This is a genomic window from Pseudomonas sp. AC193, assembly GCF_979258075.1.
Genome location: NZ_OZ409832.1, coordinates 5,581,214 through 5,603,868, shown reverse-complemented (window position 1 = coordinate 5,603,868; position 22,655 = coordinate 5,581,214). Strand labels below are relative to the sequence as shown.

The window sequence follows — 22,655 nt, the reverse complement described above, 5'->3', positions numbered from 1 at the left end:
ACCCTTCAGTTTGAGCCTGCCGTCGAACGATTCGTCGGTCTGTCCCGCCACTTTCGAGATGGAGCATTTCCGTAGATGAGCACCCCAGCCAAGATCGCCCCGAAGCTGCCCGACAGCATTTTCCGCGCCTATGACATTCGCGGCACCGTGCCGGAATTCCTCAATGCCGAAACCGCTTACTGGATCGGCCGCGCCATCGGTTCGCAGAGCCTGGCTCAAGGTGAGCCGAATGTGTCCGTCGGTCGCGACGGTCGCTTGTCCGGCCCAGAGCTGGTTGCCGAGCTGATTCGCGGCATCGCCGAAAGCGGCTGCCATGTCAGCGATGTCGGCCTGGTGCCGACGCCAGCGCTGTACTACGCCGCCAACGTGCTGGCCGGCAAGTCGGGTGTGATGCTCACCGGCAGCCACAACCCGTCGAACTACAACGGTTTCAAGATCGTCATCGCCGGCGACACCCTCGCCAACGAACAGATTCAGGTGCTGCATGAGCGTATCAAGACCAACAATCTGAGCAGCGGCACCGGCAGCGTCACCCAGGTCGAGATCCTCGACCGCTACAACACCGAAATCGTCCAGGACATCAAACTGGCGCGGCGCATGAAGGTCGTGGTCGACTGCGGCAACGGCGCGGCCGGCGTGATCGCCCCGCAACTGATCGAAGCGCTGAACTGCGAAGTCATCCCGCTGTTCTGCGAAGTCGACGGCAACTTCCCGAACCATCACCCGGATCCGGGCAAGCCTGAAAACCTCGTCGACCTGATCGCCAAGGTCAAGGAAACCAACGCCGACATCGGCCTGGCTTTCGACGGCGACGGCGACCGTGTCGGCGTGGTGACCAACACCGGCAGCATCGTCTACCCGGATCGTCTGCTGATGCTGTTCGCCCGTGACGTGGTTGCGCGCAACCCGGACGCCGAGATCATTTTCGACGTCAAATGCACCCGTCGTCTGGTGCCGCTGATCAAGGAATACGGCGGTCGTCCGCTAATGTGGAAGACCGGTCATTCGTTGATCAAAAAGAAAATGAAACAATCCGGTGCGCTACTGGCCGGTGAAATGAGCGGGCACATCTTCTTCAAGGAGCGCTGGTTCGGTTTCGACGATGGCATCTACAGCGCCGCGCGGCTGCTGGAGATCCTCAGCAAGGAAAAATCTACTGCGGAAGAGCTGTTTGCGACCTTCCCGAACGATATTTCTACGCCGGAAATCAATATCCATGTGACCGAAGAGAGCAAATTCAGCATCATTGATGCACTGCACGACGCACAGTGGGGCGCAGGCGCTGACCTGACCACCATTGACGGCGTGCGAGTCGATTACGCCAAAGGCTGGGGCCTGGTGCGCGCGTCCAACACCACACCGGTGCTGGTCCTGCGCTTCGAGGCCGATGACGAGGCTGAATTGCAGCGCATCAAGGACGTGTTCCACGCCCAATTGAAACGTGTTGCACCTGATCTCCAACTACCGTTCTGATCCACCCGGAGCCCTGAATGACCCTCGAACGCGATGCCGCCGCCAACACTGCCAAGGTGCCTGTCCGAAGCGCTGCCTTATATCCGACGTTATGTCGGCAAGACCCTGGTGATCAAATACGGCGGCAACGCGATGGAAAGCGAGGAGCTGAAAACCGGCTTCGCCCGCGACATCGTGCTGATGAAAGCCGTCGGCATCAACCCGGTGGTCGTGCACGGTGGCGGCCCGCAGATCGGTGATCTGCTCAAGCGCCTGTCGATCGAAAGCCACTTCGTCGATGGCATGCGCGTCACCGACGCGGCGACCATGGACGTTGTGGAAATGGTCTTGGGCGGTCAGGTCAACAAAAGCATCGTCAACCTGATCAACCGCCACGGCGGCAGCGCCATCGGCCTGACCGGTAAAGACGCCGAGCTGATTCGTGCGAAAAAGCTCACCGTTACCCGCCAGACCCCGGAGATGACCCAGCCGGAAATCATCGACATCGGCCACGTGGGCGAAGTCATCGGGATCAACACCGACTTGCTCAACCTGTTGGTCAAAGGTGATTTCATCCCGGTGATCGCGCCAATCGGCGTCGGCGCCAACGGTGAGTCGTACAACATCAACGCCGACCTGGTGGCTGGCAAAGTCGCCGAAGCGCTGAAAGCTGAAAAGCTGATGCTGCTGACCAACATCGCCGGCCTGATGGACAAGTCGGGCACCGTGCTGACCGGCCTGAGCACGCAGCAGGTCGACGATCTGATTGCCGACGGCACCATCTACGGCGGCATGCTGCCGAAGATCCGTTGTGCGCTGGAAGCGGTTCAGGGCGGCGTCGGTAGTTCGTTGATCATCGACGGTCGTGTGCCGAACGCGATCCTCCTGGAAATCTTCACTGATACCGGTGTGGGTACGCTGATCAGTAATCGCAAGCGTCACTGATTGCTGAAAGGCTAAAGATCGCAGCCTGCGGCAGCTCCTACATAAGCGAATTTCGTTTGTATGAAATTTCTGTAGGGGCTGACGAAGACTGCGATCTTTTTTATGCGCGCAAGAAACGTCCGACATAACTCAGCGAAACGTCCGACATCACCGCAGAACAAATCTCCCTAGGATCTTCCCTTCATCCACCGGAGATTTACCCATGCAAAAAGACAGCGTTCCTTACGGCAGTGACATTTCGGCTGGCACCTACGCCTGTGTGGACTGCGGCCGAGAGTATTCAGGCCCTTCGCAAAAATCGATGCCGCCATGCCCTGACTTCACGGAAGCCTCGCACCCGCTCAAGGGCTGGAAAGTCCTCAGTGGCCAAGGCGATGCGCCTCAGGATCCATACCCGGAAACCAGCGGGAAATAACTCGGAGCGCCTGAGCCATGCAGATCTCGTTCACGATCGACGCCGCCGCTTTTGAGCTGGAACAAAAGGAACCGGTCAAGAAAACCTTGCGCATTGGTGACGCGGAAATCACCCACGCCTTGCAGCGCATCGCCAAGGCCAGCCTGACCGAATACCTGAAAATGCTGGTCGAAGGCGGCATGCCCAGCCGCGCTGACGAGGCCAAGCAGGATCGTCTGCTCTACCTGATTCAGAGCTATTTCGGGCAGACCTTGCCGACTGAATCGCAGATCTCGACGATCTTTCAGCTGACTCAAAGCCAAAGCAAAACCCTGCTGAAAAACACCGTGTCGCGCTTTCGCAATCAGCTCGACGACATCCTCCAGCACAGCATGCGTGCGGTGATCGAGACGGCTGAATACGCGCAAACCGTGTTTCTGGTGGTCATCAGCTCGGACGTGATACGCGATGAGCTGAACATGCTGATCACGCAGAACGAGCCAACCTTCAAACCCATCACCAAGCGCAAGGGCAGCGCCGGGCAGTTCGAGATCAGCGAGGACAGCCACGCCTTGCTCTGCGCAACGCTGGGCCTGAATGCCGTTCAGTGACATCGTCGCGGTCAGTGGCTTGCTGCTGACCCTGACCACCTTCCTGTTCAACCTGGCGTGGCCGGCGCTCAGTGAAGCGCTGACGCTGGATGAGCACCAGTCGGGGCCGCTGAACAGAAAGCGCAGCAGGGACAAGGTTCGCGAAGCTTTTTTCGGGCGGGCGCTGCCGTTGACGTGCGCATTTGCGGCGCTGTTCTACGTCAACTTGCCGGCTGCGGTGGGGATTATTCGCAGCAGCACGCTGGATCTGTGGGATTTTGATGTGGATCGCACGTTGTACGTGATGGTGGTGTTGGCGTTGCTGGCGTTTGTACTGATCAACGCAGGATTGACCCTGAAACTGCTGAAAAAATGGAGAAACCTGCGCTAAATCGAACCCCCTGTAGGAGCTGCCGAAGGCTGCGATCTTTTGATTCTGTTTTTAAGATCAAAAGATCGCAGCCTCCGGCAGCTCCTACAGAATGATGTCGTATCAGACGCCAAACTGGGCGCGATACGCTTCCACGGCTGGCAGATGCTGCTTGAGCTGCGGATCATCCGCGAGGAACTCCAAAACCTGATTCAGCGAAACAATGCTGATCACCGGAATGCCGAAATCACGCTCGACTTCCTGAATCGCCGACAACTCGCCATTGCCACGTTCTTGACGGTTCAGCGCGATCAGCACGCCGGCAGCCTTGGCGCCGTCCTGCGAAGCAATGATTTGCATCACTTCACGGATCGCGGTGCCTGCGGTGATCACGTCGTCGATGATCAGCACGTCGCCGGTCAGCGGCGCGCCGACCAGGCTGCCGCCTTCGCCGTGGGCCTTGGCTTCCTTGCGGTTGAAGCACCATGGCAGGTCACGGTCGTGATGCTCGGCCAGCGCGACGGCGGTGGTGGCCGCCAGCGGGATGCCTTTGTAGGCCGGGCCGAACAGAACGTCGAAGGGAATGCCGCTTTCAGCGATGGCTGCGGCGTAGAAACGCCCCAGCTGCGCCAGGGCCGAGCCCGAGTTGAACAGGCCGGCGTTGAAGAAGTAAGGACTGGTGCGCCCGGACTTCAGGGTGAACTCACCGAAGCGCAAAACGCCGCGATCGATGGCAAAACGAATGAAATCGCGCTGATACGCTTGCATGAAAAAAACCCCAAATACCACGGATTTAGCTAATTAGCTTGACGCCGTGTATCATACACGCACGCGATTTTTGGGGCCATTTATGCGGATCATCAGTGTGAACGTCAATGGTATTCAGGCGGCAGTCGAGCGCGGTTTGCTCAGTTGGCTGCAAGCTCAGAATGCCGACGTCATCTGCCTGCAGGACACCCGTGCCTCCGCCTTTGAACTGGATGACCCAGCCTTCCAACTGGATGGCTACTTCCTTTATGCCTGCGATGCTGAAGTCCCTGCCCAAGGCGGCGTGGCTTTGTATTCGCGGTTGCAACCGAAGGCTGTCATCAGCGGTCTCGGTTTCGAGACGGCCGACCGCTACGGGCGCTACCTGCAAGCAGATTTCGACAAAGTCAGTATTGCCACCTTGCTGCTCCCTTCGGGGATGAACGGCGATGAGGACTTGAACCAGAAGTTCAAGCTCATGGACGACTTCGGCAAGTACCTGGACAAACAGCGACGCAAACGCCGCGAGTACATTTATTGTGGCTCGCTGTACGTGGCGCAGCAGAAGCTCGACATCAAGAACTGGCGCGACAGCCAGCAATCCCCGGGCTTCCTGGCGCCGGAACGCGCCTGGATGGACGAGATTGTCGGCAACATGGGTTATGTCGATGCCCTGCGCGAAGTCAGCCGTGAAGGCGACCAGTACAGCTGGTGGCCGGATAACGAACAGGCCGAGATGCTCAATCTGGGCTGGCGCTTCGACTACCAGATCCTGACACCGGGCTTGCGCCGCTTTGTACGCAGCGCACGTCTGCCGCGTCAGCCACGGTTCTCGCAGCACGCACCGCTGATCGTCGACTACGACTGGACGCTGACCATCTAAGCGTCGTTTCGCAGTCCAAAAAAATGCCCGTATCGCGAGATACGGGCATTTTTTGTGCGCTAGCCTAAAGTGGGCTGAACCTCAGAGCGCGACAAACATCGGCAGGGCCAGATACAGCTTGATCACGATGACGTTAATGATGTCGATGAAGAACGCACCAACCATCGGCACCACCAGAAACGCAATCTGCGAAGGCCCGTAACGCTGCGTCACCGCCTGCATGTTGGCGATCGCCGTCGGCGTGGCACCGAGACCAAAACCGCAATGCCCTGCGGCCAGCACAGCCGCATCGTAGTTGCGGCCCATCATGCGGAACGTCACGAAAATCGCAAACAGCGCCATGACCAAGGTCTGCACCGCCAGAATGATGAAGATCGGTAACGCCAGCGCCGCCAGATCCCACAGCTTCAGCGACATCAAGGCAATCGCCAAGAACAGCGACAGGCTGACATTGCCCAGCACCGACACTTCCCGCTCGAACACCTGATACAGGCCCAGCGCCGAGAGGCCGTTGCGCAGCAACACACCGACAAACAGCACACAAACAAAGGTCGGCAACTCGAGCGCCGTGCCTTGCAACCAGCCGTTCAGTAGATTGCCGACCAGCAGGCTGACCGCGATCAGGGCCAACGTTTCGATAAACGAAAACGGCGTAATCGAACGCTCTTTGTTCGGCTGCTCAAAACCCTTGGGGAGCCGTGGCGCTTGCTGATTCTGGCAGCCGGGCACCTGAACTCGCTTGATCAACAGGCGAGCCACCGGCCCACCAATCAAACCGCCCAGCACCAGACCAAAAGTCGCCGAGGCGATTGCCAGTTCAGAGGCCGAGGCCAGACCGTATTTCTCACTGAATACCGTGCCCCACGCCGCGCCGGTGCCGTGACCGCCCGCCAGAGTGATCGAACCGGTGAGCAGACCCATCAGCGGGTCAAGTCCGAGCAGGGTGGCGAGGCCAATGCCCATCGCGTTCTGCACCACCAGCAGCCCGGCGACTGCCAGCAGAAAGATCCCCACCACGCGCCCGCCCTTTCTCAGGCTGGCGAAGTCTGCACTCAAACCGATAGTGGCAAAGAATGCCAACATCAAAGGCGTTTGCAGCGAAGTATCGAAGCGAACTTCAACATCCAGTGTTCGCATGATCAGAAGAACAAGCGCAACCAATAGGCCCCCGGCAACCGGTTCGGGAATATTGTAATTGCGCAGAAACCCAACGCGAGTAACTAAACCACGTCCCAGCAAAAGTACTAAGGAAGCGGCCACGAGTGTTCCGTAAAAATCGAGCTGAATCATTTTGATTATTCTTGGCTATATTCAGGGACGAGCTCTTTTCCTGAGCGCGCGCCGTGAATCGGCTGATTGTCTCAACACTGATTGCTGTGGAATTCAAGAACCTTCGATGGCTTGAATATATCGAAATATTTCAAGAGAAACATAACGCCGGGCAACTTTAACAATCGTCCATCGCCGATGCCAAGGACGGAGCCAGCACCAAGGCAGTGCAGTTGTGACTAAACATGTAAGAGCGATAAATATATAACTAGATGACTACCATTCATCGGCAATAGATTATTCCTACATCCCAAAGAAACTAATCCCGTTGCATTCATGTAAATGCCCGCAGGTGAAACACGGGCATTTTTATTAATCAGAGAATTGTCTGACTGGAGATGTCTCGGGGCGCGCGCGTCAGGATGTCTGGCGTGTCGCCAATCACCACCGTGTCGTCGATCCGAAAGCCACCCAGCCCCCACTGAAAAATCCCCGGCTCAGCCGAATACACTTCGCCACTCATCAGCGGTCGCGTATTGAACGCCATGTCGTGGGGAAACTCATGGCCGACCAGCCCAAGTCCATGGCCCGTACGATGGATGATCAAGTCCGCCACTCCATGCCGCTCGAAAACCCCTTGAGCCGCCGCATCAATCGCGCAAACCGGATTGCCCGTCACCGCTGCTTCGCACGCCGCCTCATTGGCTTCCCGCGCCGCCTCATACAACTGAACCTGCCGCGCCGATGGCTTGCCGCAAAACCAGGTGCGCTCGTTCTCGATGATCAGACCGTTGATGCGCGGAATAATGATGTTCACCAGACCATGACCCTTCTCGATGCGTGCGCCGCACTGCCGACCATCGCCGTGGGGTGCACAGCTCGCCGGGCCGGACAGGGTGAAAAACTCAATGCACTGCACATCCTCACCGGGGAAACGATTAGCCGCTTCTTCGACAAACAGTGCGGCCATGCTCATGTCCAGCTCCTGAACCAGCCGTCCGGGGCGGATGTTTTCCCGGTAGCGATCCTGCAACCAATCCGTCAATGCACAGGCTTCGCGCATCAGCTGGATCTCTTCGGCATGCTTGACTAGCCGCAACGTGCGGCACTCTTCGGTCGCGTTTTGCAGCACCAACGATGGCAGCAAAGTACCGACGCGAGCCAACGGCGCCGTGATCGCGTCGACGCCAATGCGCGACCGATGCAGCCCGGCATCGCGCAAAGATTGTGCGACCAGCTCACCCCACTGACTGACCAAGGGCAGGCGATTTTGCACACGCGGATGCTCGGCATAAAAACGCGTATCCTCGATCCAAAGATGCCCGGCTTCCTTGGTGAAACGCCAATGATGCGTCGATAGCTCATGAGCGATCACAAACGGCGCGCCGTTCCTCGGTACGACGCACAGAATCGGCCGTTCCCACGTCTCGACGTCAGTATTGAAGTTGGTCGCAAACTGGAAGAAGTCGGCCTGGGTGAAAAGCAAAGCATCAAAGCCTTCGCGATCCATCAGCGAGTACATGAGTTGCAGGCGATAGTCGCGCACAGCGTGTCCGAGGTGTGCCATTGGCTGGCTCCGTGTCGTTGAAGTGCGGACAGTGTTCAACGAGGGCAGAGCTGACGTCGCGCCGATCCTTGCTCAATTGCCGGTACGTTCTTGCTCAGGGGTTTTGCCGGGACAGACGAAAATCCATTGGGCTGATGCCATAGGCTTTACGAAAGACTCGGGCGAAATGGCTGGAATCGGCAAACCCGGATTCCAAGGCGATTTCCAAAACAGTCTTGGCGGAGTTTTCCAAAGCGTTGCGCGCCCGTTGAAGGCGTACGGCAAGTACGTGGGCGTGGGGCGAAGTGCCAAAGGCGCGTTTGAATTCGCGAGCGAAGTGGAATTCACTCATCGCCGCAATTGCCGCCAACCGGGCAATGCAAAGCTTTTCGCACGGGTGACGCTCGATGTAGCGCAAGGCATCCATCAGGCCTTGGCTGGCAACTCTTGGCTGGGTGCTCGAAAACTCATAACTGTTCAATAAATGAGCAATTAATATCTGAACGCTTAGATCCGCCTGCTCACGGGCGCCCCGACTGTTGTCACCGATGGACAGCGCCAATTGCCGGGCCAGCAAATGGGCAACTTTGTCATTTTGATACAACGGCTGATGCGTTCCGCGAAATCCGGCGAAGCTCAATCCTTGCTCCTGCGCCGCAGCGGTCAACGCCGGCATTGGCAAATGCACATGAAGGATGTCGAAAGCGCTACGCGTGTCCCAGCTCGCGGACTGGCTGGGCTGCAGCAATCGCACCTGACCACTGTGAATCTGCCCATCCCACACCTGCCGGCCGCCAACAGCGGCGCGCGACTGCATGGGCGCAAGCATCACGCTGAGCAAAACATGCTCGCGCGGTTCAGTGCGTTCAAAGTGATAGCTGTCTGTGGATGAACGCTGCCAGCGGAACACCGCAGCGCCGGTCGATTGCAGATCCGTCAGCACGGCGGCGGGTTTCATCCGCCATTCCTCGGTCTGCTGCTCGATAGAAGGAAAGACCGGCTGAGCCATTGCGCACTCCGCCCGTCAGGCCCGCGAGCCTACTTGATCAACCGCCAGGTAAACGGATACCGGTACGGATAGCCCTCGTTGGCCTTCACCCCGGCAATGATCGTGAGCACCAGTGCACCGATGCCCAATATCACGATCAGGACGAAGCCAATGAGCAGCAGCATCAGCAGGAAGCAGATCAACGACGCAATCGCGACAGTGATCTGAAAATTCAGCGCCTCTTTGCCCTGGGCATCGATAAACGGATCCTTTTCACGCTTCATCTGCCAGAGAATCAACGGCCCGATCAGGTTGCCGAACGGAATCCAGATCCCCAGCAAAGCGGACAAGTGACAAAACATCGCCCATTGACGAACCTCCTGGCTCGGTTTGGGCAGCAGCGCTTGCTCGTCACTCATCGCACTCTCCTTGCGGTTATGAACCTGCTCAGTCAGCCAGTGCGGCCTTCTGCAGTTCGAAAATCTCGTTCATGCCTTGCTTGGCCAGTTCCAGCATGGCGTTGAGGTCTTCCGGCTGGAACGGCGCGCCTTCAGCGGTGCCCTGCACTTCGATGAAACCACCGGTGCTGGTCATCACGACGTTGAGGTCGGTCTCGGCAGCGGAATCTTCAAGATAGTCCAGATCCAGTACCGCTTCGCCCTGATACATGCCGACCGATACCGCGCCGATCATTTGCTTGAGCGGGTCGCCGCCTTTCAGGCCGCCGCGCTTCTTGATCACTTTCAGCGCATCAACCAGAGCAACCATGGCGCCGGTGATGGACGCAGTGCGGGTGCCGCCGTCAGCCTGGATCACGTCGCAGTCGACGTACAAGGTGACATCGCCCAGCTTGGACATGTCCAGCGCAGCGCGCAGGGAACGGCCGATCAGACGCTGGATTTCCAGCGTGCGACCGCCCTGCTTGCCACGGCTCGCTTCACGCTGGTTACGCTCGCCGGTGGCGCGCGGCAGCATGCCGTACTCGGCGGTCAACCAACCCTGGCCCTGACCTTTGAGGAAACGCGGCACGCCGTTTTCGACGCTGACGGTGCAGATGACTTTGGTATCACCGAATTCGACCAGCACCGATCCTTCGGCGTGTTTGGTGTAGTTGCGGGTAATGCGGATCGAGCGGAGCTGATCGGCAGCGCGACCACTTGGACGTTTCATAGGAGATACCTGTACTGAGGACGGAAAACTGCCGAGCATTATAGAGCGGTGCACCGCGACTGGGCACGGGTTAAAAATTCGGGCCGACGACCGAGGGCCCTGAAACACGCATTACCGACGGGCTGCAGCCCTTTGTCACACCGTGTGTTTGGGCGCATTCGCCGCACTGCGCTACAATCCTGCGCCTTTGCTGCCAGTCGGCATAAATTCATTGATATCGCGCTTGCGGAACCCAGGTTTCGCGCCGATCTGCATTGCGAGGTTACCGCCATGGTGCACAGCATGACCGCCTTCGCCCGCGTCGAGAAAGCCGGCGTACAGGGCACCCTGAGCTGGGAACTGCGCTCGGTCAACAGTCGCTATCTGGAACCGCACCTGCGCTTGCCGGAAACCTTTCGCGACCTCGAAGGCGCGGTGCGTGAAGCGCTGCGTCAGGGCCTGTCGCGGGGCAAACTGGAATGCACCCTGCGTTTCACCGAAGAAAGCACCGGCAAAGCGCTGCAAATCGACCGCGAGCGCGCCGCGCAACTGGTTGCTGCCGCTGAAACCATCGCAGGCCTGATCAAAAACCCGGCAGCGCTGAACCCGCTGGAAGTCCTGGCCTGGCCCGGCGTGCTGGTCGGGGATGCAACCGATCCACAGGCGCTGAACGCCGAAGCGCTGGCCCTGTTCAATCAAGGTCTGAAAGAGTTGAAGGCTGGCCGCGAGCGCGAAGGCGCGGAGCTGGCCCGGTTGATCAACGAGCGCCTGACATCGATCGAAGCAGACGTCGTGACCCTGCGTGAACTGGTGCCGCAGATGCTCGCGACCCAACGCCAGAAAGTCCTCGACCGCTTCGCCGACATGAAGGCCGAGCTGGATCCGCAGCGTCTGGAACAGGAAATGGTCATCCTCGCGCAAAAGAGCGACGTGGCCGAAGAACTGGATCGCCTGAGCACCCACATCATCGAAGTGCGCCGGGTGCTCAAGTCCGGCGGTGCAGCCGGGCGGCGCCTGGACTTCCTGATGCAGGAGCTCAACCGCGAAGCCAACACATTGGGCTCCAAGGCCTTCGATCCGCGCAGCACCCAAGCCGCCGTCAACCTCAAGGTGTTGATCGAGCAGATGCGCGAACAAGTGCAGAATATTGAGTAAGGCAACCCCGACATGACCCACAGCACCGGCACCCTGTACATCATTTCCGCCCCTTCGGGCGCGGGCAAGAGCAGTCTGGTCAAGGCTTTGACCGACGCCAACGCGGAAATCCGCGTTTCGGTTTCGCACACCACCCGCGCCATGCGTCCGGGCGAAGTCGACGGCGTGAACTATCACTTCGTAACACGCGAAGCGTTTGTGAAGATGGGCGAACACGGCGATTTCCTTGAGCGCGCCGAAGTTTTCGGCAACCTCTACGGCACCTCGCAAAGCCATCTGCAGCAAACCCTCGACGCAGGTCACGACCTGATTCTGGAGATCGACTGGCAAGGCGCCGAGCAAGTACGCAAGCTGATGCCGCAGGCGCGCTCGATCTTCATTCTGCCGCCGTCGCTGCAAGCACTGCATTCGCGTTTGACCAACCGTGGTCAGGACAGCGACGAAATCATCGACGGCCGCATGCGTGAAGCGGTCAGTGAGATGAGTCACTACGTCGACTACGACTACCTGATCATCAACGACGATTTCGCCCACGCGCTGGACGATCTGAAGGCGATTTTCCGCGCCAATCAGCTCATTCAGAAGCGTCAGCAACAGCTTCACGGCAAATTGCTGGCCGAATTGCTCGGTTAATCAGCACTTCCCAAAAGGCCTGCAAGCGCTTTACATTGGCACTTGCAGCGCGTTGAAGAGCCTGGTTAAAAAATCAGCGCTTCCCTAATCGCTGGTGATTTTTTAAACTGTTGAGTCCGCTCGCCCAACCGGGCAGCGCGCATATTGCATTCGCTCCGAGGAATACCATGGCCCGCGTAACCGTTGAAGACTGCCTGAACCACGTGGAAAACCGTTTTGAGCTGGTCATGCTCTCTACCAAACGTGCCCGTCAACTGGCCACCGGCGGCAAAGAGCCACTGGTTCAGTGGGAAAACGACAAGCCTACCGTTGTAGCGCTGCGTGAAATCGCTGAAGGCCTGATGAGCTACGAGTTCATCGCCGAGCAAGAAATCGTCCAGGATGAGCCGCTGTTCGCAGCGTTCGAGGACGAGTCCAACGAGGCCGTCTAAGCCTATGCCTGGTCGACGTAGCACGGCGCGGGATCACAGCTTACGGCAGGAATCATCATGCCGAGCATAGACGCCCTCGCCGATCGCTTATCGACCTACCTCGGCAACGACCAGGTCAACCTGGTCGCCGAGCGTATTTCTACGCCGAACAAGCCCATGACGGTCAACGCCGTCGCAGCGGCGAGGCGTACGTCACGCATCCTCTTGCCGTGGCCAATATTCTTGCCGACATGCACATGGATCATCAGAGCCTGATGGCCGCGATGCTGCATGACGTGATCGAAGACACCGGTATCGCCAAAGAAGCGCTGCAAGCGCAGTTCGGTGAAACCGTCGCAGAACTGGTCGACGGGGTCAGCAAACTGACCCAGATGAATTTCGAGACCAAGGCCGAAGCCCAAGCCGAAAACTTCCAGAAAATGGCCATGGCCATGGCGCGCGACATTCGCGTGATCCTGGTCAAACTCGCCGACCGCCTGCACAACATGCGCACGCTGGAAGTGCTGTCCGGCGAAAAACGCCGGCGGATCGCCAAGGAAACCCTCGAAATCTACGCGCCCATCGCCAATCGGCTGGGCATGCATGCGATCCGCATCGAATTCGAAGACCTCGGCTTCAAGGCCATGCACCCGATGCGTTCCGCGCGGATCTACCAGGCGGTCAAACGCGCCCGGGGCAACCGCAAGGAAATCGTCAACAAGATCGAAGAATCCCTTGGCCATTGCCTCGCTATCGACGGCATCCAGGGCGAAGTCAGCGGTCGTCAGAAACACCTCTACGGCATCTACAAGAAAATGCGCGGCAAGCGTCGGGCCTTCAACGAGATCATGGACGTCTACGCGTTCCGGATCATCGTCGACAAGGTCGATACCTGCTACCGCGTGCTAGGCGCTGTACATAATTTGTACAAACCGTTGCCGGGGCGCTTCAAGGATTACATCGCGATCCCTAAAGCCAACGGCTATCAGTCGCTGCATACCACGCTGTTCGGCATGCACGGTGTACCGATCGAGATTCAAATCCGTACCCGCGAAATGGAAGAGATGGCCAACAACGGCATCGCCGCCCATTGGCTGTACAAATCCAGTGGTGACGAGCAGCCGAAAGGCACTCACGCCCGCGCCCGTCAGTGGGTCAAAGGCGTGCTGGAAATGCAGCAACGGGCCGGCAACTCGCTGGAATTCATCGAGAGCGTAAAGATCGACCTGTTCCCGGACGAGGTCTACGTGTTCACGCCGAAAGGCCGGATCATGGAGCTGCCGAAAGGCTCCACGGCGGTCGACTTTGCTTACGCGGTACACACCGACGTCGGCAACAGCTGCATTGCCTGCCGGATCAACCGTCGTCTCGCACCGCTGTCCGAACCGCTGCAAAGCGGCTCCACGGTCGAGATCGTCAGCGCACCCGGCGCCCGTCCAAATCCGGCGTGGCTGAATTTCGTGGTGACCGGCAAGGCCCGCACGCACATCCGCCATGCGCTGAAACTGCAGCGCCGTTCCGAGTCCATCAGCCTCGGCGAACGCCTGCTGAACAAGGTGCTCAACGGTTTCGACAGTTCGCTGGAGAAAGTCCAGGCCGAACGCGTCAAAGCGATGCTCACCGAGTACCGCCTCGAACTGATCGAAGATTTGCTTGAAGACATTGGCCTGGGCAACCGCATGGCCTACGTCGTCGCCCGCCGCCTGCTCGGCGAAGGCGAACAGTTGCCAAGTCCTGAAGGCCCGCTGGCGATTCGCGGTACCGAAGGTCTGGTGCTGAGCTACGCCAAGTGCTGCACGCCGATCCCGGGCGACCCGATTGTCGGGCACCTGTCGGCGGGCAAAGGCATGGTCGTGCACCTCGACAACTGCCGCAACATCAGCGAAATCCGGCACAACCCGGAAAAATGCATCCAGCTCTCGTGGGCCAAGGATGTCACCGGCGAATTCAACGTCGAACTGCGCGTCGAGCTGGAACACCAGCGCGGCCTGATCGCTCTGCTGGCCAGCAGCGTCAACGCAGCCGACGGCAATATCGAGAAAATCAGCATGGACGAACGCGATGGTCGCATCAGCGTTGTCCAGTTGGTGGTCAGCGTCCACGACCGAGTGCACCTGGCCCGCGTGATCAAGAAACTGCGCGCCTTGACCGGGGTGATCCGCATCACCCGCATGCGTGCATAACGCAACCCTAACAAGGAGTCCTACATGACCAAGACTGTTATCACCAGCGACAAGGCCCCGGCCGCCATCGGTACTTACTCCCAGGCGATCAAGGCAGGCAACACTGTTTACATGTCGGGTCAGATTCCTCTGGACCGAAAAACCATGGAACTGGTTGAAGGCTTCGAAGCCCAGACCGTCCAGGTGTTCGAGAACCTCAAAGCCGTGGCCGAAGCCGCCGGTGGTTCGTTCAAGGACATCGTCAAACTGAACATCTTCCTCACCGACCTGAGCCACTTCGCCAAGGTCAACGAGATCATGGGCAAATACTTCGACCAGCCGTACCCGGCCCGCGCCGCCATTGGCGTTGCTGCCCTGCCAAAGGGTTCGCAGGTTGAAATGGATGCCATTCTGGTCATCGAGTGATGCGCACGGCGCGGCCTTCAAACGCCGCGCCGACTGCTCTGCAAGAAAAGGTTTTGAAAGGATTCCACCATGCGCAAAGCGCTAGCTCTTCCGCTGCTCGCCCTCCTCCTCGGCGGCTGCGCCAGCAACCCTGCCGACCGTGACATCAGCGGCACCTGGATCAATCAGGTGGCGATCAACGCTGCAGCCAAGGGCGGCCCCCTGCGCGAAGCGCTTCAGGCTTACGGCCCGAACCTTGAGTGGGACGTCAACACCAAGGCCAGTCAGGCCCGCTACACCAATGGTTTTGAGAACGTCGAAGGACGGCTGCTCGGCGAAGAATCCGGCACCTGGAAAGTCGACTTCTACGGCAGCTCCGCCAGCGCGTTGAAACGCGACGGCAGCCAACTGCAACAGGCCGCCGGCGATAACGAACCCGAGCAACTGTTCGATCGCGCACCGATTCCGGTACCGGAAGGCGCGCCGATCGGTGCGAGTTTCGAGCGTGCGCTGTATTCCGCCTACATGGGCGGCAGCTGGAAAATCACCAGCGGTGAAGGCGAAGGCGCCACCGTGCAGTTCCAGGCCGATGGCCAGGTGTCCGGATTGCCGGGTGCCGATAGATATGCGCTGTGCCTGGCGGGCGATTGCGCGTCGATGAGCAACGGCAACGACAGCATGTGGCTGCAGCAGAACGGTCAGGGCAATAACTGGATCTTTGTGCGCAAGGGCAAAGAGCTGGAAATCCTGCAAGCAGTGAACTCGGCGCTGGCGGATGAACAGCCGCAGTTCACACCGGGTGCTCGCAAGTGGTTGCTGGAAAAACAGTAACCATTTTCTGAAACCACTGAAAATCCAAGGTGGGAACCTCTGCTGGCGAGGGGATTTATCCCCGATCGGCTGCGAAGCAGTCGCAAAACCTTTGTACGCGGTTTATCTGATCAACCGCGATTGCAGGATTTGGGGCCGCTGCGCGACCCATCGGGGATAAATCCCCTCGCCACAGGGGATCGGTTCCCACAGTGGTTTGTGGTGTTGAGCAGTCAGCATTTACCTTCTAGGATCGCGGCGTAGCCTTCGCGGTAGCTTGGGTATGTTGGCGTCCAGCCGAGGGCCTTTGCCCGGGCATTGCTGCAGCGCTTGCTGCCCGTGCGCCGCACGCTCGCCTCTGCCGCCCACTCGGTCACACCCAGATACTCGCGCAACCAGTCGACCACTTCGGCCAACGGTGCCGGTACATCGTCGACGCCGATGTAGATGCTTTCCAGAGCAGTCCCCTGCCGATCCGCCTCGAGCAAAAACTTCAGCAGACCCGCCGCGTCGTCCGCGTGAATGCGATTGCCATATAGCGGTGGTTCGACGGCAACGCGATAACCCTCGCGAACTTGCGTCAGCAGACGCTCGCGGCCAGGGCCGTAAATACCGGTCAGGCGTAGGATGCTCGCCGGAATGCCGCTCTTGAGCGCGACTTGCTCAGCCTCAAGCATCAACCGTCCGGAGAAACCGCTGGCCACTGTCGCTGAGGTCTCGTCCACCCACTCGCCATCCATCTGACCATAAACACTGCTGCTGGATACAAACAACAGCCGCTCCGGCACCTGGCCATAGTCATCCAGCCAGCTCAACACATTCTGCAAACCCTGCACATAAGCCGCGCGGTACCCGACTTCATCGTGATTGGTCGCAGCAGCGCAATACACCAGGTAATCCACCGCACCGATCGGCCAGGTGTCCGGGCAATCTTCATTAAAGAGATCCCCGGCAACACCAATGACACCCTCAGGCAGACGTGACACATCCCGGCGCAAGCCATGGACTTCCCAGCCAGCGGCCAGCAATTGCGTGGCCAGACGACTACCAATATCGCCACAACCGGCAATCAGAACAGAAGGCGCAGACATCAGAAAACTCCCATCGGAAAGCGACAGACTAGGCCCGGCGAGTGACGAGCGGCTAGCAATCAAGGAAAAAAAGATACTCTATTACTTTTGTTAACAAGAATTACTTGCAATAATGCCTGCCACTTTTGTTCTCGGCCTCACGAGGCCTGGAAGAGCATCATCGTTTTTCTATCTCAGGTCCGGCCAGCATGACACGTAATCAAAACCCCGCTTCGCCAACCCAACGACCTCGCGCCTGGAGCGCAGTGGCGGCTCTGCTGCTCAGCCTGATGCTGGCACCGACCGCCGCCTTCGCTGACGCGCAAGCGCCAGCCGCACCGGCCGCGACCGAACAGCACGCTCCCGCTGCTGACGCGCCTGCCACCGCCCCGGCTGCTGCACCGGCTGCAACCGATCCAGTGCAAGCGGTAGACGCTGCCGACGTTCCTGAAGTTCTCGAAGCCGACAACACGCTGGGCATGGCCCACGACCTGTCGCCGTGGGGCATGTACCAGAACGCTGACATCATCGTCAAAATCGTGATGATCGGTCTGGCCATCGCGTCCATCATCACCTGGACCATCTGGATCGCCAAAGGCTTTGAGCTGATGGGCGCCAAGCGTCGTCTGCGTGGCGAAATCGCTGCCCTGAAGAAAGCCACCACCCTTAAAGAAGCCAGCGCCACCGCCGGCAAGGAAGGCACCCTCGCCAACCTGCTGGTGCACGACGCGCTCGAAGAGATGCGCCTGTCGGTCAACAGCCGCGAGAAAGAAGGCATCAAGGAACGCGTCAGCTTCCGTCTTGAGCGTCTGGTTGCCGCCTGCGGTCGCAACATGAGCAGCGGCACCGGCGTCCTCGCCACCATCGGTTCCACCGCGCCGTTTGTCGGTCTGTTCGGTACCGTGTGGGGCATCATGAACTCCTTCATCGGCATCGCCAAAACCCAGACCACCAACCTCGCCGTTGTGGCGCCGGGTATTGCTGAAGCCCTGCTGGCCACCGCACTGGGTCTGGTTGCAGCGATTCCAGCGGTTGTGATCTACAACGTCTTCGCCCGCTCGATCGCCGGTTACAAGGCGCAGGTTTCCGATGCTTCGGCAGAAGTCCTGTTGCTGGTCAGCCGCGACCTCGACCACCAGCCTGAGCGCAGCTCGCAGCCGCACATGGTTAAAGTGGGGTAATCGGCCATGGGCCTGCATTTGAAAGAAGGCGCAGACGACGATCTGGCCGAGAACCACGAAATCAACGTCACGCCGTTTATCGACGTGATGCTGGTGCTGTTGATCATCTTCATGGTGGCCGCTCCGTTGGCCACCGTGGACATCAAAGTCGACCTGCCTGCCTCGACCGCCAAACCGGCGCCACGGCCAGAGAAACCGGTGTTCCTCAGCGTAAAAGCTGATCAGCGCCTGTTCCTCGGCGAAGACGAAGTGAAGCCCGAAGCACTGGGCGCCACCCTCGACGCCAGAACCAAGGGCAAGAAAGACACCACCATCTTCTTCCAGGCTGACAAAGGCGTGGATTACGGTGACCTGATGAGCGTGATGGATAACCTGCGCTCCGCCGGTTACCTGAAGGTCGGCCTGGTAGGACTTGAGACGGCAGCCAAGAAATGATCACGACGCGCCATAAGCTGACGCGTTACAGCGGTAGCCTGGCCGTGGTGCTGGGCGTTCATGCGCTGGCCATCGCGCTGGCGCTGAACTGGACTGCCCGCCCGCCCATCGAATTGCCGCCGCAGGCAATGATGGTCGAGCTGGCCCCGGTTCCGGCCCCGCCACCGCCTGCTCCGCCGAAAGTCGTCACACCGCCGCAGCCACCGGCTCCGGTTGAAGAGTTGCCGATTCCGAAACTGGCCGAAGCCCCGAAAGCTGAAATCGCGGTGCAGAAACCTAAACCGAAGCCCAAGCCTAAACCGCCGAAGCCGGTCGAGAAGAAGCTGCCCGATCCACCGAAGGAAAAACCTTCCGAGGAAAAACCGGCCGACACCCAGCCGACTCAGGCACCGACGGAGAAATCCGCCCAGCCTGCACCAGGCCCGTCGCCGGCCCAGATGGCTGCCAAAGCCAGCTGGCAAGGCACCCTGCTCGCGCATTTGGCCAAGTACAAAAAGTACCCGGCCAGTGCTCAGGCACGGGGCAAGGAAGGTTTGAACCGTCTGCGTTTCGTGGTGGATGCCGAAGGTAACGTGCTGTCGTTCGAACTGGTGGGCCGCTCTGGCAACGCTGATCTTGACCGGGCTACCCTGGAAATGATCCGCCGCGCACAACCGCTGCCAAAGCCACCGGCTGACATGCTGAACAACGGCTCGATTGAAATTGTTGCACCGTTTGTTTATTCCCTCGAGAGACGCCGCTGATCCAATGTGGGAGCGGGCTTGCTCGCGAATGCGGTGTGTCAGTCAATGTAATGCTGACTGACACGGCCTCTTCGCGAGCAAGCCCGCTCCCACAGGGGTTATGTGTTGAGCGTTAGATCGAGATAAAGGCACCGAAAGGTGTCTTTTGCATATCTGCCAGCGGCAAACCGACATTGCCCGGTGTCGCATTGCTCACTCAGTCTGATAACGTGCGTCTATCGATTGCAGCCGGTATGCTTGGCCCGCATCTTCATGGACGCTTTGCTATGACCCTCACAGAATTACGCTACATCGTTACCCTCGCCCAAGAGCAGCATTTCGGCCACGCGGCCGAGAAATGCCACGTCAGCCAGCCGACCCTGTCGGTGGGCGTGAAGAAACTTGAAGACGAACTCGGTGTGCTGATTTTCGAGCGCAGCAAGAGCGCCGTGCGCGTGACCCCGGTCGGCGAAGGCATCGTCGCCCAGGCGCAGAAAGTTCTTGAGCAAGCCCAAGGCATCCGCGAACTGGCCCAGGCCGGCAAGAATCAGCTGACCGCACCGCTGAAAGTCGGCGCGATCTACACCGTCGGCCCATACCTGTTCCCGCACCTGATTCCACAACTGCACCGGGTCGCCCCGCAGATGCCGTTGTACATCGAAGAAAACTTCACCCACGTGCTGCGCGACAAACTGCGCAACGGCGAACTTGACGCGATCATCGTCGCCCTGCCGTTCAACGAAGCTGACGTGCTGACCCTGCCGCTGTACGACGAGCCGTTCTACGTGCTCATGCCGGCCCAGCACCCGTGGACGAAAAAAGAAACCATCGACGCCGGCCTGCTCAACGACAAGAGCCTGCTGCTGCTCGGCGAAGGTCACTGCTTCCGCGATCAGGTGCTCGAAGCCTGCCCGACCCTGACCAAGGGCGGCGACGGCGCCAAGCACACCACGGTCGAATCCAGTTCGCTGGAAACCATTCGCCACATGGTCGCGTCCGGTCTGGGCATCTCGATCCTGCCGTTGTCGGCTGTTGACAGCCATCACTACGCCCCCGGCGTGATCGCAGTGCGTCCGCTGTCGCCACCGGTGCCGTTCCGCACCGTGGCCATCGCCTGGCGTGCGAGTTTCCCACGGCCGAAAGCCATCGAAATCCTCGCCGACTCCATTCGCCTGTGCTCGGTGGCCAAGCCAGCGACACCGGTTACGGCCGGTTAAGCGAGCGTCATGACTGAGCTGTCGCAAGTGTCGGTGACGGCACTCAAGGGTGTCGGTGAAGCCATGGCCGAGAAATTGGCCAAGGTCGGTCTGGAGAATCTCCAGGACGTGTTGTTTCACCTGCCGCTGCGTTATCAGGATCGCACCCGCGTGGTGCCGATCGGCCATTTGCGACCGGGTCAGGACGCCGTGGTCGAAGGCACCGTCAGCGGCGCCGACGTGGTCATGGGCCGCCGTCGCAGCCTCGTCGTGCGCATGCAGGACGGCACCGGCGGCTTGAGCCTGCGCTTCTACCATTTCAGCAACGCGCAGAAAGAAGGGCTCAAACGCGGCACGCGGATTCGCTGCTACGGCGAAGCCCGGCCCGGCGCCTCAGGTCTGGAAATCTACCACCCGGAATATCGCGCCATCACCGGCGACGAACCACCGCCAGTGGATGAAACCCTGACCCCGGTTTACCCGCTGACCGAAGGCCTGACCCAAGCGCGTCTGCGTCAACTGTGCATGCAGACGCTGACCATGCTCAAGCCGGACACCCTGCCCGACTGGCTGCCGACCGAACTGGCGCGCGACTATCAACTCGCGCCGCTGGCCGATGCGATCCGCTACCTGCACAATCCGCCCGCCGATGCCGACGTCGACGAACTCGCCCTCGGTCATCACTGGGCGCAGCATCGTCTGGCCTTCGAAGAGCTGCTGACCCATCAACTGTCGCAACAACGTCTGCGCGAAAGCATGCGCTCCTTGCGCGCGCCAGCGATGCCGAAAGCGAAAAAGCTGCCGCCGAAATATCTGGCGAATCTTGGCTTCAACCCGACCGGCGCCCAGCAGCGCGTCGGCAACGAAATCGCCTACGACCTCAGTCAGCACGAACCGATGCTGCGGCTGATTCAGGGTGACGTCGGCGCGGGTAAAACCGTGGTCGCCGCCCTAGCTGCGTTGCAAGCGCTGGAGGCCGGTTATCAAGTCGCGCTGATGGCGCCGACCGAGATTCTCGCCGAACAACACTTCATCACTTTCAAACGCTGGCTCGAACCGCTGGGCATCGAAGTGGCGTGGCTGGCCGGCAAGCTCAAGGGCAAGAACCGCGTCGCCGCGCTGGAACAGATCGCCAGTGGCACACCGATGGTGGTCGGCACCCACGCGCTGTTTCAGGACGAAGTGAAATTCAAGAATCTGGCGCTGGTGATCATCGACGAACAGCATCGCTTCGGTGTGCAGCAACGTCTGGCGCTGCGGCAGAAAGGCGTCGGTGGACGCATGTGTCCGCATCAACTGATCATGACCGCGACACCAATTCCACGGACGCTGGCGATGAGCGCCTACGCCGACCTCGACACCTCGATCCTCGACGAACTGCCGCCCGGTCGAACCCCGGTCAACACCGTGCTGGTCACCGACACCCGCCGCGTCGAAGTCATCGAGCGCGTGCGCGGTGCCTGCGCCGAGGGCCGTCAGGCCTATTGGGTGTGCACGCTGATCGAAGAGTCGGAAGAGCTGACCTGTCAGGCCGCCGAAACCACTTTTGAAGATCTCACCCTCGCCCTCGGCGAGTTGAAAGTCGGGCTGATCCACGGGCGCATGAAACCCGTCGAGAAAGCCGCCGTGATGGCCGAATTCAAGGCCGGTAACCTGCAACTGCTGGTCGCGACCACCGTGATCGAAGTCGGTGTAGACGTGCCCAACGCCAGCCTGATGATCATCGAAAACCCCGAGCGTCTCGGCCTCGCGCAATTGCACCAGTTACGCGGCCGTGTCGGTCGGGGCAGCGCCGCCAGCCATTGCGTGCTGCTTTACCATCCGCCGCTGTCGCAGATAGGTCGCCAGCGTCTGGGCATCATGCGCGAGACCAACGACGGTTTCGTCATCGCCGAAAAAGACCTCGAACTGCGCGGCCCCGGTGAAATGCTCGGCACCCGCCAGACCGGATTGCTGCAATTCAAGGTCGCGGATCTGATGCGCGACGCCGACTTATTGCCCGCCGTTCGTGACGCTGCACAAGCGCTGCTGGAACGCTGGCCGACCCACGTCAGCCCGTTGCTTGACCGCTGGTTGCGCCACGGGCAGCAATACGGCCAAGTGTGAGCACCGTCGCAGTTTCTGACAGCTCGTTCTGACCAAG

Annotated in this window: 21 protein-coding genes and 3 pseudogenes; 17 read left to right on the top strand and 7 right to left on the bottom strand. The window is 59.6% G+C overall.

Annotation, left to right across the window (positions count from 1 at the left end):
- Window positions 1–96: 96 nt before the first annotated feature.
- The 5 genes and pseudogenes from ACZZ0D_RS25100 to ACZZ0D_RS25080 form a co-directional block, all read left to right on the top strand.
- Window positions 97–1,473 (top strand): annotated as a pseudogene (locus ACZZ0D_RS25100) (phosphomannomutase/phosphoglucomutase); the annotation flags it as partial.
- A 17-nt stretch (window positions 1,474–1,490) separates the two neighbouring features.
- Window positions 1,491–2,397, top strand: a pseudogene (argB, locus tag ACZZ0D_RS25095) (acetylglutamate kinase).
- Between the two features lie 202 nt (window positions 2,398–2,599).
- Window positions 2,600–2,812 (top strand): hypothetical protein, encoded by a 213-nt coding sequence (locus ACZZ0D_RS25090; protein WP_282353532.1) that lies wholly within the window; start codon window positions 2,600–2,602, stop codon window positions 2,810–2,812.
- Window positions 2,813–2,829: 17 nt separating this feature from the next.
- Window positions 2,830–3,402: a hypothetical protein gene (locus ACZZ0D_RS25085; protein WP_053125037.1), complete on the top strand. Its 573-nt coding sequence runs from the start codon at window positions 2,830–2,832 to the stop codon at window positions 3,400–3,402.
- Window positions 3,389–3,772 (top strand): hypothetical protein, encoded by a 384-nt coding sequence (locus tag ACZZ0D_RS25080; protein WP_463554551.1) that lies wholly within the window; start codon window positions 3,389–3,391, stop codon window positions 3,770–3,772. The genes ACZZ0D_RS25085 and ACZZ0D_RS25080 overlap by 14 nt, the downstream gene beginning before the upstream one ends.
- Window positions 3,773–3,874: 102 nt before the next feature.
- Here ACZZ0D_RS25080 and pyrE read toward each other — a convergent pair whose 3' ends face one another.
- Window positions 3,875–4,519 (bottom strand): orotate phosphoribosyltransferase, encoded by a 645-nt coding sequence (pyrE, locus tag ACZZ0D_RS25075; protein WP_008078597.1) that lies wholly within the window; start codon window positions 4,517–4,519, stop codon window positions 3,875–3,877.
- 82 nt (window positions 4,520–4,601) lie between these two features.
- Here pyrE and ACZZ0D_RS25070 point away from each other — a divergent pair, with 82 nt between their 5' ends.
- Window positions 4,602–5,381: an exodeoxyribonuclease III gene (locus ACZZ0D_RS25070; protein ID WP_007920349.1), complete on the top strand. Its 780-nt coding sequence runs from the start codon at window positions 4,602–4,604 to the stop codon at window positions 5,379–5,381.
- 81 nt (window positions 5,382–5,462) lie between these two features.
- Here ACZZ0D_RS25070 and gltS read toward each other — a convergent pair whose 3' ends face one another.
- The 5 genes from gltS to rph all read right to left on the bottom strand — a co-directional run bounded on the left by gltS (window position 5,463) and on the right by rph (window position 10,354).
- Window positions 5,463–6,671 (bottom strand): sodium/glutamate symporter, encoded by a 1,209-nt coding sequence (gene gltS, locus ACZZ0D_RS25065; RefSeq protein ID WP_463554550.1) that lies wholly within the window; start codon window positions 6,669–6,671, stop codon window positions 5,463–5,465.
- Window positions 6,672–7,026: 355 nt separating this feature from the next.
- Window positions 7,027–8,217 (bottom strand): M24 family metallopeptidase, encoded by a 1,191-nt coding sequence (locus tag ACZZ0D_RS25060; protein ID WP_463554549.1) that lies wholly within the window; start codon window positions 8,215–8,217, stop codon window positions 7,027–7,029.
- 94 nt (window positions 8,218–8,311) lie between these two features.
- Window positions 8,312–9,205: a helix-turn-helix domain-containing protein gene (locus tag ACZZ0D_RS25055; protein WP_463554548.1), complete on the bottom strand. Its 894-nt coding sequence runs from the start codon at window positions 9,203–9,205 to the stop codon at window positions 8,312–8,314.
- Window positions 9,206–9,234: 29 nt separating this feature from the next.
- Entirely contained in the window at window positions 9,235–9,603 is a 369-nt protein-coding gene (locus ACZZ0D_RS25050) for a DUF4870 domain-containing protein (RefSeq protein ID WP_053125048.1), read from the bottom strand.
- A 28-nt stretch (window positions 9,604–9,631) separates the two neighbouring features.
- The gene (rph, locus tag ACZZ0D_RS25045; protein ID WP_016985814.1) at window positions 9,632–10,354 is read right to left on the bottom strand and encodes a ribonuclease PH; all 723 of its coding nucleotides are present in this window, start codon (window positions 10,352–10,354) and stop codon (window positions 9,632–9,634) included.
- Window positions 10,355–10,624: 270 nt separating this feature from the next.
- On the opposite strand from rph, the gene ACZZ0D_RS25040 reads away from it, so the two are divergent.
- The 6 genes and pseudogenes from ACZZ0D_RS25040 to ACZZ0D_RS25015 all read left to right on the top strand — a co-directional run bounded on the left by ACZZ0D_RS25040 (window position 10,625) and on the right by ACZZ0D_RS25015 (window position 15,929).
- Window positions 10,625–11,488, top strand: coding sequence for a YicC/YloC family endoribonuclease (locus ACZZ0D_RS25040; protein WP_053125050.1), 864 nt, complete (start codon window positions 10,625–10,627; stop codon window positions 11,486–11,488).
- 12 nt (window positions 11,489–11,500) lie between these two features.
- Window positions 11,501–12,121 carry a guanylate kinase gene (gmk, locus tag ACZZ0D_RS25035; RefSeq protein WP_053125052.1) on the top strand — a complete coding sequence of 207 codons (621 nt, stop codon included), beginning with the start codon at window positions 11,501–11,503 and terminating at the stop codon, window positions 12,119–12,121.
- Between the two features lie 167 nt (window positions 12,122–12,288).
- Window positions 12,289–12,552 (top strand): DNA-directed RNA polymerase subunit omega, encoded by a 264-nt coding sequence (gene rpoZ / locus ACZZ0D_RS25030; RefSeq protein WP_016985812.1) that lies wholly within the window; start codon window positions 12,289–12,291, stop codon window positions 12,550–12,552.
- 57 nt (window positions 12,553–12,609) lie between these two features.
- Window positions 12,610–14,714, top strand: a pseudogene (gene spoT / locus ACZZ0D_RS25025) (bifunctional GTP diphosphokinase/guanosine-3',5'-bis pyrophosphate 3'-pyrophosphohydrolase).
- Window positions 14,715–14,738: 24 nt separating this feature from the next.
- Window positions 14,739–15,119 carry a RidA family protein gene (locus ACZZ0D_RS25020; protein WP_463554547.1) on the top strand — a complete coding sequence of 127 codons (381 nt, stop codon included), beginning with the start codon at window positions 14,739–14,741 and terminating at the stop codon, window positions 15,117–15,119.
- A gap of 69 nt (window positions 15,120–15,188) precedes the next feature.
- Window positions 15,189–15,929 carry a hypothetical protein gene (locus ACZZ0D_RS25015; protein ID WP_159814951.1) on the top strand — a complete coding sequence of 247 codons (741 nt, stop codon included), beginning with the start codon at window positions 15,189–15,191 and terminating at the stop codon, window positions 15,927–15,929.
- Window positions 15,930–16,141: 212 nt separating this feature from the next.
- On the opposite strand, the gene ACZZ0D_RS25010 is transcribed toward ACZZ0D_RS25015, so the two are convergent.
- Entirely contained in the window at window positions 16,142–16,999 is an 858-nt protein-coding gene (locus ACZZ0D_RS25010; protein ID WP_463554546.1) for an SDR family oxidoreductase, read from the bottom strand.
- 188 nt (window positions 17,000–17,187) lie between these two features.
- Here ACZZ0D_RS25010 and exbB point away from each other — a divergent pair, with 188 nt between their 5' ends.
- The 5 genes from exbB (at window position 17,188) to recG (ending at window position 22,618) form a co-directional block, all read left to right on the top strand.
- Window positions 17,188–18,159 (top strand): tonB-system energizer ExbB, encoded by a 972-nt coding sequence (gene exbB / locus ACZZ0D_RS25005; RefSeq protein WP_212550351.1) that lies wholly within the window; start codon window positions 17,188–17,190, stop codon window positions 18,157–18,159.
- 6 nt (window positions 18,160–18,165) lie between these two features.
- Window positions 18,166–18,594 (top strand): TonB system transport protein ExbD, encoded by a 429-nt coding sequence (exbD, locus tag ACZZ0D_RS25000; protein WP_053125060.1) that lies wholly within the window; start codon window positions 18,166–18,168, stop codon window positions 18,592–18,594.
- Window positions 18,591–19,337: a TonB family protein gene (locus ACZZ0D_RS24995; RefSeq protein ID WP_038359287.1), complete on the top strand. Its 747-nt coding sequence runs from the start codon at window positions 18,591–18,593 to the stop codon at window positions 19,335–19,337. The genes exbD and ACZZ0D_RS24995 overlap by 4 nt, the downstream gene beginning before the upstream one ends.
- A 266-nt stretch (window positions 19,338–19,603) precedes the next feature.
- Complete coding sequence (locus ACZZ0D_RS24990; protein ID WP_463554545.1) at window positions 19,604–20,533, top strand: LysR substrate-binding domain-containing protein; 930 nt, start codon at window positions 19,604–19,606, stop codon at window positions 20,531–20,533.
- Between the two features lie 9 nt (window positions 20,534–20,542).
- A complete protein-coding gene (gene recG, locus ACZZ0D_RS24985) occupies window positions 20,543–22,618 on the top strand; it encodes an ATP-dependent DNA helicase RecG (RefSeq protein WP_053125064.1) in 2,076 nt (691 codons plus the stop codon).
- Window positions 22,619–22,655 lie beyond the last annotated feature (37 nt).

Bases quoted from the DNA above. Each gene is read 5' to 3' on its own strand.
- ACZZ0D_RS25090 (WP_282353532.1), top strand. From the start codon at position 2,600: ATGCAAAAAGACAGCGTTCCTTACGGCAGTGACATTTCGGCTGGCACC.
- ACZZ0D_RS25085 (WP_053125037.1), top strand. From the start codon at position 2,830: ATGCAGATCTCGTTCACGATCGACGCCGCCGCTTTTGAGCTGGAACAA.
- ACZZ0D_RS25080 (WP_463554551.1), top strand. From the start codon at position 3,389: ATGCCGTTCAGTGACATCGTCGCGGTCAGTGGCTTGCTGCTGACCCTG.
- pyrE (WP_008078597.1), bottom strand. From the start codon at position 4,519: ATGCAAGCGTATCAGCGCGATTTCATTCGTTTTGCCATCGATCGCGGC.
- ACZZ0D_RS25070 (WP_007920349.1), top strand. From the start codon at position 4,602: ATGCGGATCATCAGTGTGAACGTCAATGGTATTCAGGCGGCAGTCGAG.
- gltS (WP_463554550.1), bottom strand. From the start codon at position 6,671: ATGATTCAGCTCGATTTTTACGGAACACTCGTGGCCGCTTCCTTAGTA.
- ACZZ0D_RS25060 (WP_463554549.1), bottom strand. From the start codon at position 8,217: ATGGCACACCTCGGACACGCTGTGCGCGACTATCGCCTGCAACTCATG.
- ACZZ0D_RS25055 (WP_463554548.1), bottom strand. From the start codon at position 9,205: ATGGCTCAGCCGGTCTTTCCTTCTATCGAGCAGCAGACCGAGGAATGG.
- ACZZ0D_RS25050 (WP_053125048.1), bottom strand. From the start codon at position 9,603: ATGAGTGACGAGCAAGCGCTGCTGCCCAAACCGAGCCAGGAGGTTCGT.
- rph (WP_016985814.1), bottom strand. From the start codon at position 10,354: ATGAAACGTCCAAGTGGTCGCGCTGCCGATCAGCTCCGCTCGATCCGC.
- ACZZ0D_RS25040 (WP_053125050.1), top strand. From the start codon at position 10,625: ATGGTGCACAGCATGACCGCCTTCGCCCGCGTCGAGAAAGCCGGCGTA.
- gmk (WP_053125052.1), top strand. From the start codon at position 11,501: ATGACCCACAGCACCGGCACCCTGTACATCATTTCCGCCCCTTCGGGC.
- rpoZ (WP_016985812.1), top strand. From the start codon at position 12,289: ATGGCCCGCGTAACCGTTGAAGACTGCCTGAACCACGTGGAAAACCGT.
- ACZZ0D_RS25020 (WP_463554547.1), top strand. From the start codon at position 14,739: ATGACCAAGACTGTTATCACCAGCGACAAGGCCCCGGCCGCCATCGGT.
- ACZZ0D_RS25015 (WP_159814951.1), top strand. From the start codon at position 15,189: ATGCGCAAAGCGCTAGCTCTTCCGCTGCTCGCCCTCCTCCTCGGCGGC.
- ACZZ0D_RS25010 (WP_463554546.1), bottom strand. From the start codon at position 16,999: ATGTCTGCGCCTTCTGTTCTGATTGCCGGTTGTGGCGATATTGGTAGT.
- exbB (WP_212550351.1), top strand. From the start codon at position 17,188: ATGACACGTAATCAAAACCCCGCTTCGCCAACCCAACGACCTCGCGCC.
- exbD (WP_053125060.1), top strand. From the start codon at position 18,166: ATGGGCCTGCATTTGAAAGAAGGCGCAGACGACGATCTGGCCGAGAAC.
- ACZZ0D_RS24995 (WP_038359287.1), top strand. From the start codon at position 18,591: ATGATCACGACGCGCCATAAGCTGACGCGTTACAGCGGTAGCCTGGCC.
- ACZZ0D_RS24990 (WP_463554545.1), top strand. From the start codon at position 19,604: ATGACCCTCACAGAATTACGCTACATCGTTACCCTCGCCCAAGAGCAG.
- recG (WP_053125064.1), top strand. From the start codon at position 20,543: ATGACTGAGCTGTCGCAAGTGTCGGTGACGGCACTCAAGGGTGTCGGT.